The sequence below is a fragment of the Streptomyces caeni genome (genome assembly GCF_042678285.1).
Lineage (GTDB): Bacteria > Actinomycetota > Actinomycetes > Streptomycetales > Streptomycetaceae > Streptomyces > Streptomyces caeni.
The window spans coordinates 1-14649 of sequence record NZ_JBHUDX010000001.1 but is presented as its reverse complement, the minus strand read 5'-3'; the positions used below and the strand labels follow the sequence as shown (position 1 = coordinate 14649).

Genomic DNA, 14649 nt, shown 5'->3' with positions numbered 1-14649 from the left:
AGGACGCGCCGGGACGAGGGGGCCGCCGCCACGGTGCGCAGTGTGTCGGCGAGCGCGGCCTCGGCGAGCACCGCCGCCTCCTCAGGGGTGAAGGGCGGGGTCAGGCGGGTCTTCACCCGGCCCGGTCGCGGCTCCTTGGCGATGACGAGCAGCGTGGTCACCGGGGGGTTCCTCCTCCTGCGTCCGGTGCGGCCGGCTCGGCCAGCACCCGGCTCATGTCGCGCACCGCCTGCCAGGTGCCGCGCCAGGTGCCCGTCACCTTCGAGGCACCCGTGCGCGGCAGGTACGGCACGTCGTGCTCGGCGATGCGCCAGCCCGCGTCGGCGGCCCGCACGACCATCTGCAGGGGAAAGCCGCTGCGCCGGTCGGTGAGCCCGAGGCTGAGCAGCGGTGCGCGCCGGGCGGCGCGCAGCGGGCCGAGGTCGTGCAGCCTCAGCCCGGTGCGGCGGCGCAGCATCCGAGCGAGCGCGAGATTGCCGACGCGGGCATGGGCGGGCCAGGCGCCCCGCCCCCGTGGCCGGCGCCGACCGAGCACCAGGTCGGCGTCGCCGCGGCGCAGCCGGTCGACGAAGGGCACGAGGAGCGACGGGTCGAGTGAGGCGTCGCAGTCGCAGAAGCACACGATTTCGGCGCGGGCGGCGGTCAGCCCCGCATGACAGGCGGCACCGAACCCGCGGCGCGACTCGTGGACCACGGTCGCGCCCAGCTCACGGGCGATGCCGGCCGAGCCGTCGGTGGAACCGTTGTCCACGACCAGGGCGCGCCAGCCGGGCGGGATGCGGTCGAGTACCCAGGGAAGGGCCTCGGCCTCGTTCAGGCAGGGGAGGACGACGTCGACGTCCGAGGGGGCAGGAGAGGTCACGGCTCTCACCCTACGAGCGCGAAAGGGGCATTTCGGGCCTCGTTCCTTACGAAACAGGGACGTCGGGAGCGGGGAGCGGCAGCGAGGCGGCAGGAGCAGGGACGGGGTGCCAGGCTGGACGAATGCAGCAGCCGTACGAACCGATGGGGGCCGGGTCCGCCGGGCACGGGCCGGCCGAGGCCACCCGTGTCCTTGTGGTGGAGGACGACCCCACCGTCGCCGAAATCGTCTCCGGGTACCTCGACCGCGCCGGCTACCTCGTGGACCGTGCGGGGGACGGCCCGGGCGCTCTCGCCCGGGCCGCCGCCCACTGGCCGGACCTGGTGGTCCTGGACCTGATGCTGCCCGGGATGGACGGCCTGGAGGTCTGCCGCCGGATGCGCCAGAGGGGCCCCGTGCCGGTCATCATGCTCACCGCGCGCGGCGACGAGGACGACCGGATCCTGGGCCTGGAGGTGGGCGCCGACGACTACGTCACCAAGCCGTTCAGCCCGCGGGAACTGGTGCTGCGGGTGGAGTCGGTGCTGCGCCGGACCCGCCCCACCAGGCCGGGGACGGGAACCGGCCCGCTGCACGCGGCGGGCTTGCGCGTCGATCCCGCCGCCCGGCGCGCGGCCAAGAACGGCGCCGAACTCGCGCTCACGCTGCGTGAGTTCGACCTTCTCGCGTTCTTCCTGCGCCATCCGGGCCGGGCGTACAGCCGCGAGGACCTGATGCGCGAGGTGTGGGGCTGGGACTTCGGCGACCTGTCGACCGTCACCGTCCATGTCCGCCGACTGCGCGGCAAGGTGGAGGACGACCCGGCCAGACCGCGCCTGATCCAGACCGTGTGGGGCGTGGGGTACCGATTCGACGCCGCAGTCGGCGAGGAGTGACCATGCGCGACACCCTGCTCATCGCCCTGTTCGCCTTCCTCGGCGCGGCTGCCGCCGGGCTGCTCGGCGCGGGGGCGCTGTGGCTGCTGCGCCGCCGCTCGCTCACCGCCTCGCTCACCGTCGTCGCGGCGGTGGCCGTGGCCGCGATGCTCGCGGGCACCCTGGCGGTGGCGTGGGCGATGTTCCTGTCCCCGCACGACCTGAGCGTCGTCACGACGGTCGTCGCGATGGCGGCCGTCGTCTCGCTGGCCACCGCCCTGGTGCTGGGGCGCTGGGTCGTCGCCCGCAGCCGCGAACTGGCCCTCGCGGCCCGTTCGTTCGGCGACGGCGGAGCCTTCGCGGCCCCCGACGGGCCGGCCACCGCCGAACTCGAGGCGCTCAGCCGGGAACTGGCCGCCACCAGTGACCGGCTCGCCGAGTCCCGCGACCGCGAACGCGCCCTGGAGTCCTCGCGCCGCGAACTCGTCGCCTGGATCTCCCACGACCTGCGCACCCCGCTGGCCGGACTGCGCGCGATGGCGGAGGCGCTGGAGGACGGCGTCGCCGCCGCCCCCGACCGCTATCTGAAGCAGATCCGCACGGAGGTCGAGCGTCTCAACGACATGGTCGGCGACCTCTTCGAGCTCTCCCGCATCCACGCGGGCGCCCTCGCACTGTCCCCGTCCCGGATCTCCCTGTACGACCTCGTCGGCGACGCCCTGGCCGGGGCGGACCCGCTGGCCCGGGAACTCGGCGTCCGCCTGGTCGGCGCCCGCGTCGAACCGGTGCCGGTCGAGGTGGACAGCAAGGAGATGAGCCGCGTCCTGGGCAATCTCCTCGTCAACGCCATCCGCCGCACGCCCGCCGACGGCACGGTCGCGGTGGGCGCCGAGCGCCGGCCCGAGGGCGTCGTGGTGTCCGTGACGGACGGCTGCGGCGGTATCCCGGAGGACGACCTGCCGCGGGTCTTCGACACCGGCTGGCGCGGCAGCCACGCCCGTACCCCACCGGCCGGCGCGGGCCTGGGGCTGGCCATCGTCCGCGGGATCGTCGAGGCCCACCAGGGCCGGGCCGCCGTGCACAACATCCCCGGCGGCTGCCGCTTCGAGGTCACGCTGCCCGCGGCCGAGGCCTGAGCCCCCCTGCGGGCTTGCGCCGTGCGGGCTCACTCCCCGCGCAGCCGGGCTCGGGCGAACTCTCCCATGCCTTCCTGGAAGCCGACCTCGGGCTTCCATCCCAGTTCGGCCCGCAGCCGCGACGAGTCCGCGGTGATGTGACGTACGTCCCCCAGCCGGTACTCCCCGGTGACGACCGGCCCGGGGCCGCCGTACGCGTCGGTGAGGACCCGCGCCATCTCGCCGACCGTGTGCGGCTCGCCGCTGCCGGTGTTGTACACCGCGAGCCCGCCGTGGGCCGGATTCGCCTCCAACGCCAGGGCGTCGGCCGTGGCCACGTCCCGCACATGCACGAAGTCCCGCCGCTGGCGGCCGTCCTCGAACACCCGCGGGGCCTCACCCCGGGCGAGGGCGGAGCGGAAGAAGGAGGCGACTCCCGCGTACGGGGTGTCGCGGGGCATCCGGGGGCCGTAGACGTTGTGGTAGCGCAGCGACACGGCGGCCCCGCCCGTGGCCCGTGCCCATGCGGCGGCCAGATGCTCCTGGGCGAGCTTCGTCGTCGCGTACACGTTCCGCGGATCGACCGGGGCGTCCTCGCCGACCAGCCCGGACGCGGGCGCCCTTCCGCACACGGGGCACTCGGGCTCGAAGCGCCCGGCCTCCAGAGCGGCGACCGACCGCGGCCCCGGCCGCACCTCACCGTGCTGTGCGCAGGTGTAGCGCCCCTCCCCGTACACCACCATCGACCCCGCCAGCACCAGCCGCCGCACGCCCGCCTCCGCCATGGCGGTCAGCAGCACCGCCGTGCCGAGGTCGTTGCGGGAGACGTACTCCGCGGCGTCGGCGAAGCCGTTTCCCAGGCCGACCGTCACCGCCTGGTGACACACGGCGTCCACACCCGACAGGGCACGGGCGACCGCCTCACGGTCCCGCACGTCCGACCCGGCGTCCGCCCGTACGTCGAACACGACGGGCTCGTGCCCGCGCGCCCGGAGCGTCTCGACCACATGGGACCCGATGAACCCGGCACCGCCGGTGACCGGTACACGCATGCGCCCACGCTAGGGGGTGTTTCGGAAGTCCCGCACAGCACCCACGGCGCCCGGCACGCTCCCCCAAGCTCTTCGAGCAGGGGGCTCCCCCTCTCGCCGCACCGGCCGAAACCCCAAGTGCGTCCAGTACGAGGGCTTTCGTCCGGCACGCCGAGAGCACGCACCGGACACCGCGGGCACCGCACAGGACTTCCGAAACACCCCCTAGGCCGCTGACCGTGCCCCACCGCATGTCCGGCCCCCACGTCACCGGTCTGCAGGGAATCCGGGTGCCCCGGCACCTCACGGCTGTGTCCCCGGGCAGGCGACGGACGGCGACCAGGACCGAGCGCGGCGGAGTTCCTGGGGCGCCCCGGCCGCATGCTCGCGTACGCCTGGACGGCCACGGGCCGGCCGGGACGGCGCCGGGCCCTGACCCCCGTGCGATCGGCCGCCGAACACGTGATTGTGCGCGACGCCGTCGCCGCCTGCGCCACCGCGGCAAGGGGGTCGGTGATGCTGGCAGACGGCCGGTGCGAGGGCGCCGTGCCCCCGCGCCCTCTCACCGCCTACCCAGGAGGCAGATATGACCGTGAACCGGATCGGCCTGGTGGTGCACGAGGGCCGAGCCGAGGCCGCCCATGCCGCACGAGAGGTGCGTACATGGTGCCGTGACCACGATGTGCCCTGCACGGTCATCGACGTGTGGGACGAGGGGAAGCGGCGCAGCGCCCGTGAAGAGGTCGAGGCAGCGGGCGATCCCGATCTCGTCGTCACCCTGGGAGGCGACGGGACCTTCCTGCGCGGCGCGCGACTGGCCGCCCACCACGACGCCCTGCTCCTGGGCGTCGATCTCGGGCGCGTGGGCTTCCTGACCGAGGTTCCCGCCACGATGGTGCACGAGGCCCTCGACGCGGTGGACGGGGATCGGATCACGGTGGACCGCCGCATGCTGCTGACCATGCGGGCGTCGTGCAGACTCGACGTGCCCGGGGACATGAAGGCGCTGCTGCGCTACGGGCGTGGGCCCCTGCTTCCCCCTCCGCGGGTGCGCACGGACTGCGCGACCGCCGCGGACTGGGGCATCGCGCTGCACGTCACCGCCCTCAACGACATCGTCCTGGAGAAGCTGTCGCACGACCGCCAGGTGTCGGCCGCCGTGTATCTGGCCGGACAGCTCCTCGCGTCCTACTCCGCCGACGCGCTGCTGGTCGCCACCCCCACCGGGTCGACGGCCTACAGTTTCGCGGCCGGCGGTCCCGTCGTCTCCCCCCAGGCGGACGCTCTGGTCTTCACCCCGGTCGCACCGCACATGGCGTTCGACCGTTCGGTCGTGGCCGCCCCGGACGAACCCGTCGCGATGCGTCTGCTCCAGCGTTCGGGGCGGGCCGCGGTCAGCATCGACGGCCAACTGCGCGGCGTGCTGGAGCCGGGCGACTGGATCGGCGTCTATCGCGCTCCGCAGCGACTGCGCGCAGTGCGGCTGGAGCCCACGAACTTCTACGGCCGTCTGCGTGACCGTATGAACCTCACGGACGCCCCGGCCGCGGTCGCCGACGGCGAGCCCGCTCCTTTGTGGCCGCACAGCACCCCGGTGCCCGACGACCTGTCGCACCTGACCTTCTCCCGCGCCCGGCCGCTTCCCCCGTGAGCCGGTCAGGCGACAGGCGCGTTCCCGCGATGCCGGGCCGGGCCATGGGTACTCGCCCTGTCCGCGACCTGGCCGAAAGGAGTTCGCCGTGACATCGTCCTCGCGACCCGGTGGAGGACGCCCGGCCGCGAACGCGCCCGCGGAGGGGCCGGATCCCAACCGGTGGCGGGCCCTGTGGGTCACCCTTGTGGCCGGTTTCATGATCCTGCTCGATGTGACCATCGTGGCGGTCGCCCTGCCGTCGATGCAGCGGAACCTGCACGCCTCGCCGGCCCAGGTGCAGTGGGTGGTCTCCGGATACGCCCTGACGTTCGCGCTGGCGCTCGTGCTGGCCGGACGCGTCGGTGACGCTGTCGGCCGGCGCCGTGTGTTCCTGCTGGCAATGGCCGCCTTCGTGATGTGCAGCGTCGCCGCGGGTGCCGCCGCCACCGTCACCCTGCTCGTGGTGGCCCGTCTCGCGCAGGGCCTGGCCGCCGGCTGCCTGGCACCGCAGAACTCCGCCCTCATCCAGCAGTTGTTCTCGGGAGAGGAGCGGGGCCGCGCCTTCGGCTTCTTCGGCGCCACGGTCGGCCTGTCCGCCGCCGTCGGACCGATCACCGGCGGGCTCATCCTGGCCCTGGCCACCGGACCGCAGGGATGGCGCTGGATCTTCTACGTCAACGTCCCCATCGGAGCTGCCGCCGTGCTGCTCGGCCGCAGGCTGCTGCCCCGCGGAGAGCCCGGCCGCAGGGGACACCTCGACCTGCCGGGCGTGCTGCTCCTGGGCACCGGAGTGCTCGCCCTCATGTTCCCGCTCGTGCAGGCCGACTCCGGCGGCATCGCCCGGCTGTGGTGGCTGTTCCCGCTGGGCCTGGTCCTGCTGGCCGGTTTCGCCGGCTGGGAGCGGCACATCCTCATCCATGGCGGGGAACCCCTGTTCGACCCGCGGCTGATCACCGAGACCCGCGGGTACGCCACGGGCGCGGGCGTGGCCACCCTGTACTTCATCGGTTTCAGCGGGGTGTGGCTCGTGTTCGCCCTGTTCTTCCAGAACGGACTCGGCTTCACCCCGCTGCAGTCGGGCCTGGCGGTGACGCCGTTCGCGGTGGGCTCGGCCGGCGCGGCCGTGGTGGCGGGACGGCTCGTGGAGCGACTGGGCCGGCTGCTGACCGTGTGGGGGCTGACCGCGGTGATGGCGGGCCTGGGCGCGGCGGCGTTGCTGCTGTGCTTCGCCCCGACGCACATCGCGGTCTGGGCGGCGGCACCCGCCCTTCTGGTGGGCGGAATGGGCAGCGGCTTCGTCATCTCGCCGAACGTCACCATGACCCTGCGGGACGTCCCGGTCAGGATGGCGGGCGCGGCAGGCGGTGCGCTGCAGACGGGACAGCGACTGGGAGGAGCGGTGGGGACGGCTGTCCTTCCGGGCCTGTACTACGTGGTGCTCGGCTCGACGAGGCACGACTTCCGGGCGGCGGTGGCGGCGGCCATCGGGGTCGCGCTGGTCGCCATCGCCGCGGCCCTCGGCGTCGCCGCGGCGGACTGGCGCCGCGACGGCGGCGCCCACCCCGCCCGGCCGTGCCCTCCCGAGGTCGCGCACAGCCACACCCATGCGGCCCAGTGCTGAGCGCGCACATCCCTCTTCATGCTCGCGCGAGCCTTCGCCGCACCCTTGCCGGAATACAGCAAGATCGAAGTGCGGCATTCACGGCACCGCGTGAGGATGGCGATCAAGAGCGGAGAGCGAGCTGAGAGAAAGCCGGGCACTCCGCTGAACCATGCACCGAAGAAAGAGGGAACCATGACGGCAACGACGGAAAGCCCCACGCGCGAACGGGCAGGGATCGGCGAGGAAGAAATCGGTGGCGAATCCGCCATCGGCCCGATTCTGCTGGCTACACTGCTCGCCCGTCGTGAGGAGCGTGGTGGTGAGTCGCTGGTCGAGCATCCGTTGCTGCTGGCGGCTTTGATGCGTCGTCGTGAGGAGCGTGGTGGTGAGTCGCTGGTCGAGCATCCGTTGCTGCTGGCGGCTTTGATGCGCCGCCGTGAGGAGCGCGGTGGTGAGTCCATCATCCAGCATCCGTTGCTGCTGGCGGCTCTGATGCGTCGTCGTGAGGAGCGTGGTGGTGAGTCGCTGGTCGAGCATCCGTTGCTGCTGGCGGCTCTGATGCGCCGCCGTGAAGAGCGCGGTGGTGAGTCGTTGATCGAGCACCCGCTGCTGCTGGCCGCCCTCGCCCGCAACTGCTAGGACGTGGCGAGCCCTCCTGCCCTCCGACGGCGGCGCATCCCGATGCCGGAGGGCAGGCCCCGCACATCGATCAACCACTTGAGGAACCACCATGGCAGCTGAGTCCGGCGGAGAATCGGAACGGGATCCCGTAGAGGCATTCATCGACGAGGTATTCGAGGAAATGGTGCGTGAGGCTGGAATTCCGCATGCCGGCGCCAGTGTCAAACACGGAAAGGACCCGTTGGCGGCAGCCCTGGTCGAAGCGGCTGTGGCCTCACTGTCCCAGCCGGAGCCCTCAGGGGCGTCGGAACTGGAGAGGGTGCTGTTCGCGCAGGCCCTCGCGAAGGCGCTGGCGGAATCCCTGGCACCTGCCCTGGCGGACGCACTGGCTGTGGAGATCATGAAGGTGTTGAACCAGCATGCGAGCCCCGAGGCCGGCGGACAACAGGAATCCGTCGGCGCGACCACCCGCACCCGCAACCGCCGCCCGTCCGGTGGCGGCACCACCTGACACCGGAGCGGGCAGGGCTCATCCGCACCCGTTCCCCGGAACGGCGCCGTCGTCGCGCCAGGTCCCGTTGACCTCCGCGAGGTAGTCCCGGCACAGCGCGGCGCCGACCGGGCAGCGGTACGGCCGGCACTGCCTGCAGTACGACACATGGGCCACATAGGCCCGATAGCTCTCCAGATCCGCAGGGACTCGACGCTCCCGCACGTCATGCCGCTCCGCGGCGCCGCGCACCGCCACCCCGTGACGGGTGCGCGGGCGCACCGGGTTCTTCGACGACATGTGCCACGTCCCCTTCCGAGCCGGGGCCGGGTACGCGCGACGGCGTGGACGCTCACCGCGCGTACGGCGGCAGACGCTGGTGTCAGGGCTTGATGCCCACTCCGGTCCACAGGCTGACTTCGGCGTCCGTCGGCTGCTCGGCCACGGAGCCGTCCTCGGGCGAGGCACCGGGGCGCCAGCGGTGGCCGACGGCGATGCCGGGGTCGAGCAGGTCCAGCCCGTCGAAGAAGCGGGCGACATCCTTCTGGGAGCGGAACTGCACGGGTGTGCCCGCGCTGGTGTAGATGTCGGTGACCTTCTCCCAGGTGGGCGGGTCGAAGTCGGGCGTGCAGTGGCTCAGGGCCAGGGCGCTGCCCGAAGGCAGGGCGTCCAGCAGCCGGTTGACGATGCCGTACGGGTCCTGGGCGTCGGTCACGAAGTGCATCAGGGCGTTCAGGGACAGCGCCACGGGGCGGTTCAGGTCCAGCACCTCGGCCAGCTCCGGCGCCTCCAGCAGCGTCTCGGGCTCGTTGACGTCGGCCTCGATGTACATCGTGCGGCCCTCGGCGGTACTGCGCATCAGGCGCTCGGCGTACTTCAGGACGAGGGGGTCGTTGTCGGCGTAGACCACCCGGGCGTCCGGAACCACGGACTGGGCCACCTGGTGCAGATTCGGCTCGGTGGGGATGCCGGTGCCGATGTCCAGCCACTGCCGGATGCCGTGCTCCTGCGCGAGGACCCGGGTGGCCCGGTGCATGAAGGCCCGGTTCTCCCGGGCGCACACGAAGATGCCGGGGTAGGCGGCCGCGACGGTCTCCGCGGCCTTCGTGTCGATCTCGAAGTGGTCCTTGCCCCCGAGGTAGTAGTCGTACATGCGCGCGGAATGCGGCCTGCTGGTGTCGATGCCCCGCGCGGCGTGCGAGTCGGTCATCATCTCCCCTTCAGTGGTGTACATCGGCTGTGCGGGGCAGGTCGTAGCCGGGACCGACCCGGATCCTTCCCGCTCGTGCGTTGGTTCAGCCGGCCATCAGATGGTCGGCCAGTCCCTTCTTGACGCCGGCGACGAACGCGGCCATCTCCTCCGGTGTGTAGATCAGCGCGGGACCGGCGGGGTCGGTCGACTGGCGCACCGCCACCCGCCCGTCGGCCAGTTGCTTGGTCTCCACACACTGGCCCCCGTTGGGGCCGCTCCATGGGCACTCCCACCCCTGCTCGCCGAGGTCCGAGGCGGGCATCCCGTTGTAGACAAGGCCGTCGGTGGCGGTCATGAGTACTCCTTGCGCATGCGGTTCAAGAGCGCCTTGCTGTCCGCGGACGAGGTCAGCAGCGACATCCGGTTGTGCGCCTCGAGATGGGCGACGACGTCCGAGCGCTGGTCCAGGTACACGGAGGCGGAGAGGATTTCGCTGTAGACGATGTCGGGCAGCTCCGGCTCCTCGAACCGGAAATAGGTGAAGGGCGCGCACGCACCGACGTGGGCACCCGCGGTGAACGGAACGATGTCGAGGCTGATGTGGTCCAGCTCCGAGACCTCAAGGAGCCGGTCGATCTGTTCCCGCATCACCTCGGAGCCGCCCACCACCCGGTGCAGCACGGCCTCCTCCATCACCACCCACAGCGTGGGAGCGTCCGCTCTCTCCAGCAGGCTCTGGCGGCGCAGCCGTAGACCCACGCGCCGCTCCAGGTCCTCCTCGTTCTCGTTGGGGAAACCCCCGCGCAGGACGCCGCGCGCGTACGCGTGCGTCTGCAGCAGCCCCGTGACGTAGTGGGGCTCGTAGGTCCGCAGCGTCTTCGCGCCGGACTCCAGGCTCACATAGGCGGTGAACCAGCTGGGCAGCACGTCACGGTACGCATGCCACCAGCCGGGCTCGTTGGCCTGCTCAGCGAGGGCGACGAACTCGTCGATCTCCTGCTGGTCGGCCCCGTAGGTCTCCAGCAGCTTCTCCACGTAAAGAGGCTTGAGGCCGACCTCCGCCTTCTCCAGACGGCGGATGGTCAAGGGCTTCACCCGCAGGGCCCTGGCGGCGTCGTCCAGCGACACCCCCGCACCCTGCCGCCTGTCCTGCAGCCGCCGGCCCAGGATCATACGCAGAACGGTGGGTGCACCGGTGCCGGAACCCGAACGAGCCTCGCTCACGCCCAAACCTCCTGAGGGACTGTCACCAGCACCATTCTGATGGCGACTTGATGATGCCACCAGATGCGTATCGTCTTCTTGAAATTATCAGGGAGCCGGTTGCAGCGTGAACTGCGCCATGAGCATGATTAGTTGTGTGAGCGAATCGGCCGGCGCGAGCGCACCGTCGTCGTCAACCCTGCGCGCAACCCGCGGAGTTGGCGCGCTCAGGTGTCCCAGCCGCAGGCCGTACCGCAACGCCCCCCTGGACGGGTCCGCTGCTCACCTTCCCCGTCTCCCGCCCCCATGGAAGGCGACCACCGTGTCCCCCCACACGACCCCCTCCACCCAGCTCTTAGACACCGCGGGCCCGCGCCGGGCACACCGGCTGGGCCTCCCCGCGCACCGCTCCAGCGTCGGCGTCGCCCGGCGCTCGATGGGCGCCTGGCTGGCCTCTTGGCGCCTGCCCGACGAGATCCGTGACGACGCGGTCCTCCTCGTCTCCGAACTGGTCACCAACGCCGTCGTCCACACGCTCAGCGCACGGATCCTGTGCGGCGCCGAACTTGTCATGGACAGGCACCTGCGCATCGAGGTGCACGACCAGGGCCACGGGTGCAGCGGTCTGCCGCCGTGCCGGCCGGGCACCGACGACGAGAGCGGCCGGGGCCTGCTCCTCGTGGAGGAACTCGCGGAGAGCTGGGGAACCGGTCCCTCCAGGCTCACGGGGGGCAGTGTGGTGTGGGCGACCCTGGCATGGCGCACCGCGGGCCCGGCGACCCGGCCGTTCGCCCTGCCCTCGTGACCGCGGCCGGACGGACGCCGGTGGGGTGCCGTCGCGCGGCGCCGGCCCGGCCGTACACGAGGGTCAGGTGACGGAGCCGCCCGCCGGGTGTCCTGTCCCGGCACGCTGCGCCAGGGTTGCGGGCCGTCGCCCACGGCTCCAGGGGCGGGGCCGGTGCTCGCCGCGGTCCCGGACCGGCCAGAACAGGACGTATGCGGTCGAGACGGCCGCGAAGCCCAGGCGGATCAGCCCACGGGCCGAGTCGTCGGGAACGACGAAGACACTGCCGTACAGCGTGATCAGGGCGATCCGGTTCCACCAGGGAACCAGGCGCCGCTGCCCGATCACGTCCCACAGCAGGGTGCCCGGCAGGACGGACGCGGTGTAGTACGTGTAGACGCTGGGGTCCAGCGCGATCCGGGCGTTCGCGCCGAGCAGGACGCCGCGGACCGGCGGCCGCGCCAGACGGCGAGGCAGCCGAGGACCAGGCCCAGCGCGGCCTGGGCCGGGCGGTCCCGGGGAGGGGTCCGGGGATCGCCGACGCCGAGCCGGCGCAGGGCGGGCGCCGGCTGGTTGGGGATGGTGAACTCGGCCGCGGCGAACGAGTGCGGGGCGCCCACGAAGAACGGCAGCCATGCCGGCGCGACCAGGCCCGCGCACCACAGGCCCGCGCGCGGCCACCCGTCTCCCGGCAGGGCGAGGGCGAACCAGAGCACTGTCCAGACGGCGAGCAGCGCCAAGTGCCCCCGCCGCCTGATGATGGGTACGTGCCTTTCCCTCGGTTCCTGTCCCACGCGAAGGGGCCCCGGATGCCGGGGGCCCCTCCTCGGAGACGGACGAACAGGAGGGAAGGTTCTGCCGCCGCAGCAATCCGGCGGCCGTGTCGTTCACTCCTTCGCGGGGATCAGTTCCGCGAGCAGGAGCGTCCGGTCGTCCGTGCCGGCGCCGGCGGACGCGCGGTGAAGGAGCCGCTGGCACCGGGACTGCAGCGTGCCGGGTCCCGCGGCGTCGGCGGACTCGGCGGCGTCCGTGTCGAGGAGCCCGGCGAGCAGGGAGATGCCCTGTTCGATGTCGGTGTGGCGGGACTCGACGAGGCCGTCGCTGTAGAGCAGCAGAAGGGTGGGCTCGGGCACGAGCAGCACGGTGGGCTCGTAGGTGCCCGAGCCGACTCCGAGGGGCAGGCCCGCGCTGCGGAGCGTGATCGGTGCGCAGTGCCCGTCCGGGCCCCGGATCAGCGGGGGAGGGTGGCCGGCGCCCACGAAGGTGCAGGTGCGGCTCCGGGCGTCCCACTCGGCGTACATGCAGGTCGCGAAGGAGGCTCCCGGAGTGTCGCAGGCCAGGTCGTCGAGCCGGCGCATCAGGTCGCCCGGGGTGATGTCGATGCCGGCCAGGGTGCGTACGGCCGTGCGCAACTGGATCATGGCGACGGCCGATTCGGGGCCGTGCCCCATGGCATCACCGACGACCAGTCCGATACGGCCGCCCGGCCTGGGCAGTACGTCGAACCAGTCACCGCCGATGATGTTGTCCTGCCCGGCGGGCAGATAGCCGTGGGCGATGCGGCACCCCTCGAACGACTGGGCGGTGGCCGGGAGCAGACTGCGGCGGATGGCCAGCGCGGTGCGGCGTTCCCGCTCGTAGCGGCGTGCGTTGTCGAGGGCCACACAGGCCCGCGCGGCCAGCGACTCCACGCCCGCCGCGTCCTCCGGCAGGAAGACGGCGCGGCCCGCGCCGCGGCTGCAGACGATGAAACCGGCGGAGGCGCCCCGCAGGTGCAGCGGCACGATGAGGAAGGAGGCATGCCGGAGGAGACGGCCGATGCGGGCTTCGTCGCCCCCGGAGGCGCTCAGCCGTTCGGATGTGTGGGCGTCGACCGTGTCGAGGAGTTGTGGACGCCTGGTGGCCAGGGCGCGCGCGTACGGCGTCTCGCGGGGGAAGACGATCACCTCGCCGACCGGGAGTATTCCCTCCCAGTCCATGCCGTCGCGCTGTCCCGCGCGCAGTGCCAGCCGGCGGGCCTCGATCTCGGACGGGTCCGCGGCGACGTAGGCGTTCTCATCGACGAGCCAGCGCTCCAGCAGGTAGACCGAGGCCGCGTCGCAGAAACCGGGCGTGAGCGCGTCCACGATGTGGCGGCCCGTCAGGTGCAGATCGAGTTCCGAGCCGATGACGTCGGCCGCGGGGGGAAACACGGGGCGCAGGCCGCCCGGACGTGCGGTGGAGGGTGCGTCGTCGGGACCGTTGAGCGCTTCGTTCCGCAGGGTCGTGCCTTTCCGGGTGGGGCCGGTGGTGATCCCGCAGCACGGCCTTTCACCTCGCTGCCGGTCACGGCAACTATATGATGGGGTATCAAGATCACCCGCCGATGGGAGAGTTGCGGTGCACGGTAGCGAAGGTCTCCCGAAGGGCGTCGAGCCGAACAAGGCGAGCGTCGCCCGGATGTATGACGCCATGCTGGGGGGCGAACACAATTTCGCCATCGACCGCGAGGCGCTGGCGGCCTTCACGGCCGTCGATCCCCAGGTGCGCATGCTGGCGCGGGCCAACCGTGCGTTCCTCGGGAGGGCCGTGCGCTTCCTGGTCGACGCGGGGGTGCGGCAGTTCATCGATCTCGGCTCGGGCATTCCCACCCAGGGCAACGTCCACGAGGTCGCCCAGGCCGCCGGCCCGGGGGCGCGGGTGGTCTACGTGGACAACGACCCCGTCGCCGTGGCGCACAGCGCGTCCCTGCTGGCCGACAACCCGGACGCCGAGATCGTCGACGCCGACATTCGGCGGCCGGCCGACGTCCTGACGTCCCCGCAGGTGCGGAAGCTGATCGACTTCGAGCAGCCCGTCGCCGTACTGATGATCACGATCCTGCACTTCATCACCGCCGAGGAGAACCCGGGGGGCATCGTGGCCGACTTCCGGGACGTCCTTCCTGAGGGGAGCTGGCTGGCGCTGACGCACGCCACGAACCAGGATCGCCCGGACACGGCCGCCGCCGTGGGCCAGCTCTACCGGTCCAGGGCGACCTCGCCGGTCACCGCACGTTCCCGGGACGAGATCCTCGCGTTCTTCGACGGCTTCGACATGGCGGAGCCCGGTCTGGTCCATGTCCCTCTGTGGCGCCCGGACCCGCAGGAGCGGATTCCCGGCAACCCGTCGGAGTACTGGGTGTACGCGGGCCTGGGCCGCAAGCGTCCGTGAGCGCACCGCGTCCCGCCCCGCCCCGCACCGCGGCGCGCCGCGCCCCGCCCCGCACGGCCCCGCACCGCG

The 14649-nt window shown here is 72.3% G+C and carries 17 protein-coding genes and 1 pseudogene; 8 read left to right on the top strand and 10 right to left on the bottom strand.

All coding sequences use genetic code 11. The features are described 5' to 3' along the window. Both ACFSL4_RS00090 and ACFSL4_RS00085 read right to left on the bottom strand, forming a co-directional pair. Positions 1-161 (bottom strand): annotated as a pseudogene (locus ACFSL4_RS00090) (glycosyltransferase); the annotation flags it as partial. Next, positions 158-871: a glycosyltransferase family 2 protein gene (locus tag ACFSL4_RS00085; protein ID WP_381076643.1), complete on the bottom strand. Its 714-nt coding sequence runs from the start codon at positions 869-871 to the stop codon at positions 158-160. The gene ACFSL4_RS00085 and the pseudogene ACFSL4_RS00090, both read right to left, overlap by 4 nt. Before the next feature lie 113 nt (positions 872-984). Here ACFSL4_RS00085 and ACFSL4_RS00080 point away from each other — a divergent pair, with 113 nt between their 5' ends. Both ACFSL4_RS00080 and ACFSL4_RS00075 read left to right on the top strand, forming a co-directional pair. Further along, complete coding sequence (locus tag ACFSL4_RS00080) at positions 985-1737, top strand: response regulator transcription factor (protein WP_381076640.1); 753 nt, start codon at positions 985-987, stop codon at positions 1735-1737. Between the two features lie 2 nt (positions 1738-1739). Beyond that, entirely contained in the window at positions 1740-2852 is a 1113-nt protein-coding gene (locus ACFSL4_RS00075) for a sensor histidine kinase (protein ID WP_381076637.1), read from the top strand. A 29-nt stretch (positions 2853-2881) separates the two neighbouring features. On the opposite strand, the gene ACFSL4_RS00070 is transcribed toward ACFSL4_RS00075, so the two are convergent. Beyond that, complete coding sequence (locus tag ACFSL4_RS00070) at positions 2882-3883, bottom strand: NAD-dependent epimerase/dehydratase family protein (RefSeq protein WP_381076634.1); 1002 nt, start codon at positions 3881-3883, stop codon at positions 2882-2884. 565 nt (positions 3884-4448) lie between these two features. On the opposite strand from ACFSL4_RS00070, the gene ACFSL4_RS00065 reads away from it, so the two are divergent. From ACFSL4_RS00065 to ACFSL4_RS00050, 4 genes are all read left to right on the top strand, one after another. Continuing rightward, a complete protein-coding gene (locus ACFSL4_RS00065; RefSeq protein ID WP_381076631.1) occupies positions 4449-5513 on the top strand; it encodes an NAD(+)/NADH kinase in 1065 nt (354 codons plus the stop codon). Positions 5514-5601: 88 nt separating this feature from the next. Further along, the gene (locus ACFSL4_RS00060) at positions 5602-7116 is read left to right on the top strand and encodes an MFS transporter (protein WP_381076628.1); all 1515 of its coding nucleotides are present in this window, start codon (positions 5602-5604) and stop codon (positions 7114-7116) included. Positions 7117-7134: 18 nt separating this feature from the next. Further along, entirely contained in the window at positions 7135-7737 is a 603-nt protein-coding gene (locus ACFSL4_RS00055) for a hypothetical protein (protein ID WP_381076625.1), read from the top strand. A gap of 91 nt (positions 7738-7828) precedes the next feature. Then, positions 7829-8230: a hypothetical protein gene (locus tag ACFSL4_RS00050; protein ID WP_381076622.1), complete on the top strand. Its 402-nt coding sequence runs from the start codon at positions 7829-7831 to the stop codon at positions 8228-8230. A gap of 18 nt (positions 8231-8248) precedes the next feature. Here the strand turns inward: ACFSL4_RS00050 and ACFSL4_RS00045 are convergent, their stop codons facing one another. From ACFSL4_RS00045 to ACFSL4_RS00030, 4 genes are all read right to left on the bottom strand, one after another. Continuing rightward, complete coding sequence (locus ACFSL4_RS00045; protein WP_381076619.1) at positions 8249-8509, bottom strand: hypothetical protein; 261 nt, start codon at positions 8507-8509, stop codon at positions 8249-8251. 82 nt (positions 8510-8591) lie between these two features. Further along, a complete protein-coding gene (locus ACFSL4_RS00040) occupies positions 8592-9419 on the bottom strand; it encodes an SAM-dependent methyltransferase (protein WP_381076890.1) in 828 nt (275 codons plus the stop codon). An 85-nt stretch (positions 9420-9504) separates the two neighbouring features. Further along, a complete protein-coding gene (locus tag ACFSL4_RS00035) occupies positions 9505-9756 on the bottom strand; it encodes a DUF397 domain-containing protein (RefSeq protein WP_381076616.1) in 252 nt (83 codons plus the stop codon). Next, the gene (locus ACFSL4_RS00030) at positions 9753-10625 is read right to left on the bottom strand and encodes a helix-turn-helix domain-containing protein (protein ID WP_381076613.1); all 873 of its coding nucleotides are present in this window, start codon (positions 10623-10625) and stop codon (positions 9753-9755) included. Before ACFSL4_RS00030 ends, ACFSL4_RS00035 begins: the two co-directional genes overlap by 4 nt. A 301-nt stretch (positions 10626-10926) precedes the next feature. Between ACFSL4_RS00030 and ACFSL4_RS00025 the strand changes: the two genes are divergently transcribed. Then, positions 10927-11409, top strand: coding sequence for an ATP-binding protein (locus ACFSL4_RS00025; RefSeq protein ID WP_381076610.1), 483 nt, complete (start codon positions 10927-10929; stop codon positions 11407-11409). A gap of 63 nt (positions 11410-11472) precedes the next feature. On the opposite strand, the gene ACFSL4_RS00020 is transcribed toward ACFSL4_RS00025, so the two are convergent. The 3 genes from ACFSL4_RS00020 to ACFSL4_RS00010 form a co-directional block, all read right to left on the bottom strand. Next, positions 11473-11736 carry a hypothetical protein gene (locus ACFSL4_RS00020; protein WP_381076607.1) on the bottom strand — a complete coding sequence of 88 codons (264 nt, stop codon included), beginning with the start codon at positions 11734-11736 and terminating at the stop codon, positions 11473-11475. After that, positions 11733-12128 (bottom strand): hypothetical protein, encoded by a 396-nt coding sequence (locus ACFSL4_RS00015; protein ID WP_381076605.1) that lies wholly within the window; start codon positions 12126-12128, stop codon positions 11733-11735. The genes ACFSL4_RS00020 and ACFSL4_RS00015 overlap by 4 nt, the downstream gene beginning before the upstream one ends. Before the next feature lie 147 nt (positions 12129-12275). Beyond that, a complete protein-coding gene (locus ACFSL4_RS00010; protein ID WP_381076603.1) occupies positions 12276-13580 on the bottom strand; it encodes a PP2C family protein-serine/threonine phosphatase in 1305 nt (434 codons plus the stop codon). 187 nt (positions 13581-13767) lie between these two features. Between ACFSL4_RS00010 and ACFSL4_RS00005 the strand changes: the two genes are divergently transcribed. Continuing rightward, positions 13768-14580: an SAM-dependent methyltransferase gene (locus ACFSL4_RS00005; RefSeq protein WP_381076601.1), complete on the top strand. Its 813-nt coding sequence runs from the start codon at positions 13768-13770 to the stop codon at positions 14578-14580. The last annotated feature ends 69 nt before the right edge of the window (positions 14581-14649 follow it).

What these genes read in the sequence shown, in the direction of transcription:
- ACFSL4_RS00065 (WP_381076631.1), top strand. Translation starts at nt 4,449, where the DNA reads ATGACCGTGAACCGGATCGGCCTGGTGGTGCACGAGGGCCGAGCCGAG.
- ACFSL4_RS00080 (WP_381076640.1), top strand. Translation starts at nt 985, where the DNA reads ATGCAGCAGCCGTACGAACCGATGGGGGCCGGGTCCGCCGGGCACGGG.
- ACFSL4_RS00035 (WP_381076616.1), bottom strand. Translation starts at nt 9,756, where the DNA reads ATGACCGCCACCGACGGCCTTGTCTACAACGGGATGCCCGCCTCGGAC.
- ACFSL4_RS00050 (WP_381076622.1), top strand. Translation starts at nt 7,829, where the DNA reads ATGGCAGCTGAGTCCGGCGGAGAATCGGAACGGGATCCCGTAGAGGCA.
- ACFSL4_RS00045 (WP_381076619.1), bottom strand. Translation starts at nt 8,509, where the DNA reads ATGTCGTCGAAGAACCCGGTGCGCCCGCGCACCCGTCACGGGGTGGCG.
- ACFSL4_RS00040 (WP_381076890.1), bottom strand. Translation starts at nt 9,419, where the DNA reads ATGACCGACTCGCACGCCGCGCGGGGCATCGACACCAGCAGGCCGCAT.
- ACFSL4_RS00055 (WP_381076625.1), top strand. Translation starts at nt 7,135, where the DNA reads ATGCTCGCGCGAGCCTTCGCCGCACCCTTGCCGGAATACAGCAAGATC.
- ACFSL4_RS00075 (WP_381076637.1), top strand. Translation starts at nt 1,740, where the DNA reads ATGCGCGACACCCTGCTCATCGCCCTGTTCGCCTTCCTCGGCGCGGCT.
- ACFSL4_RS00070 (WP_381076634.1), bottom strand. Translation starts at nt 3,883, where the DNA reads ATGCGTGTACCGGTCACCGGCGGTGCCGGGTTCATCGGGTCCCATGTG.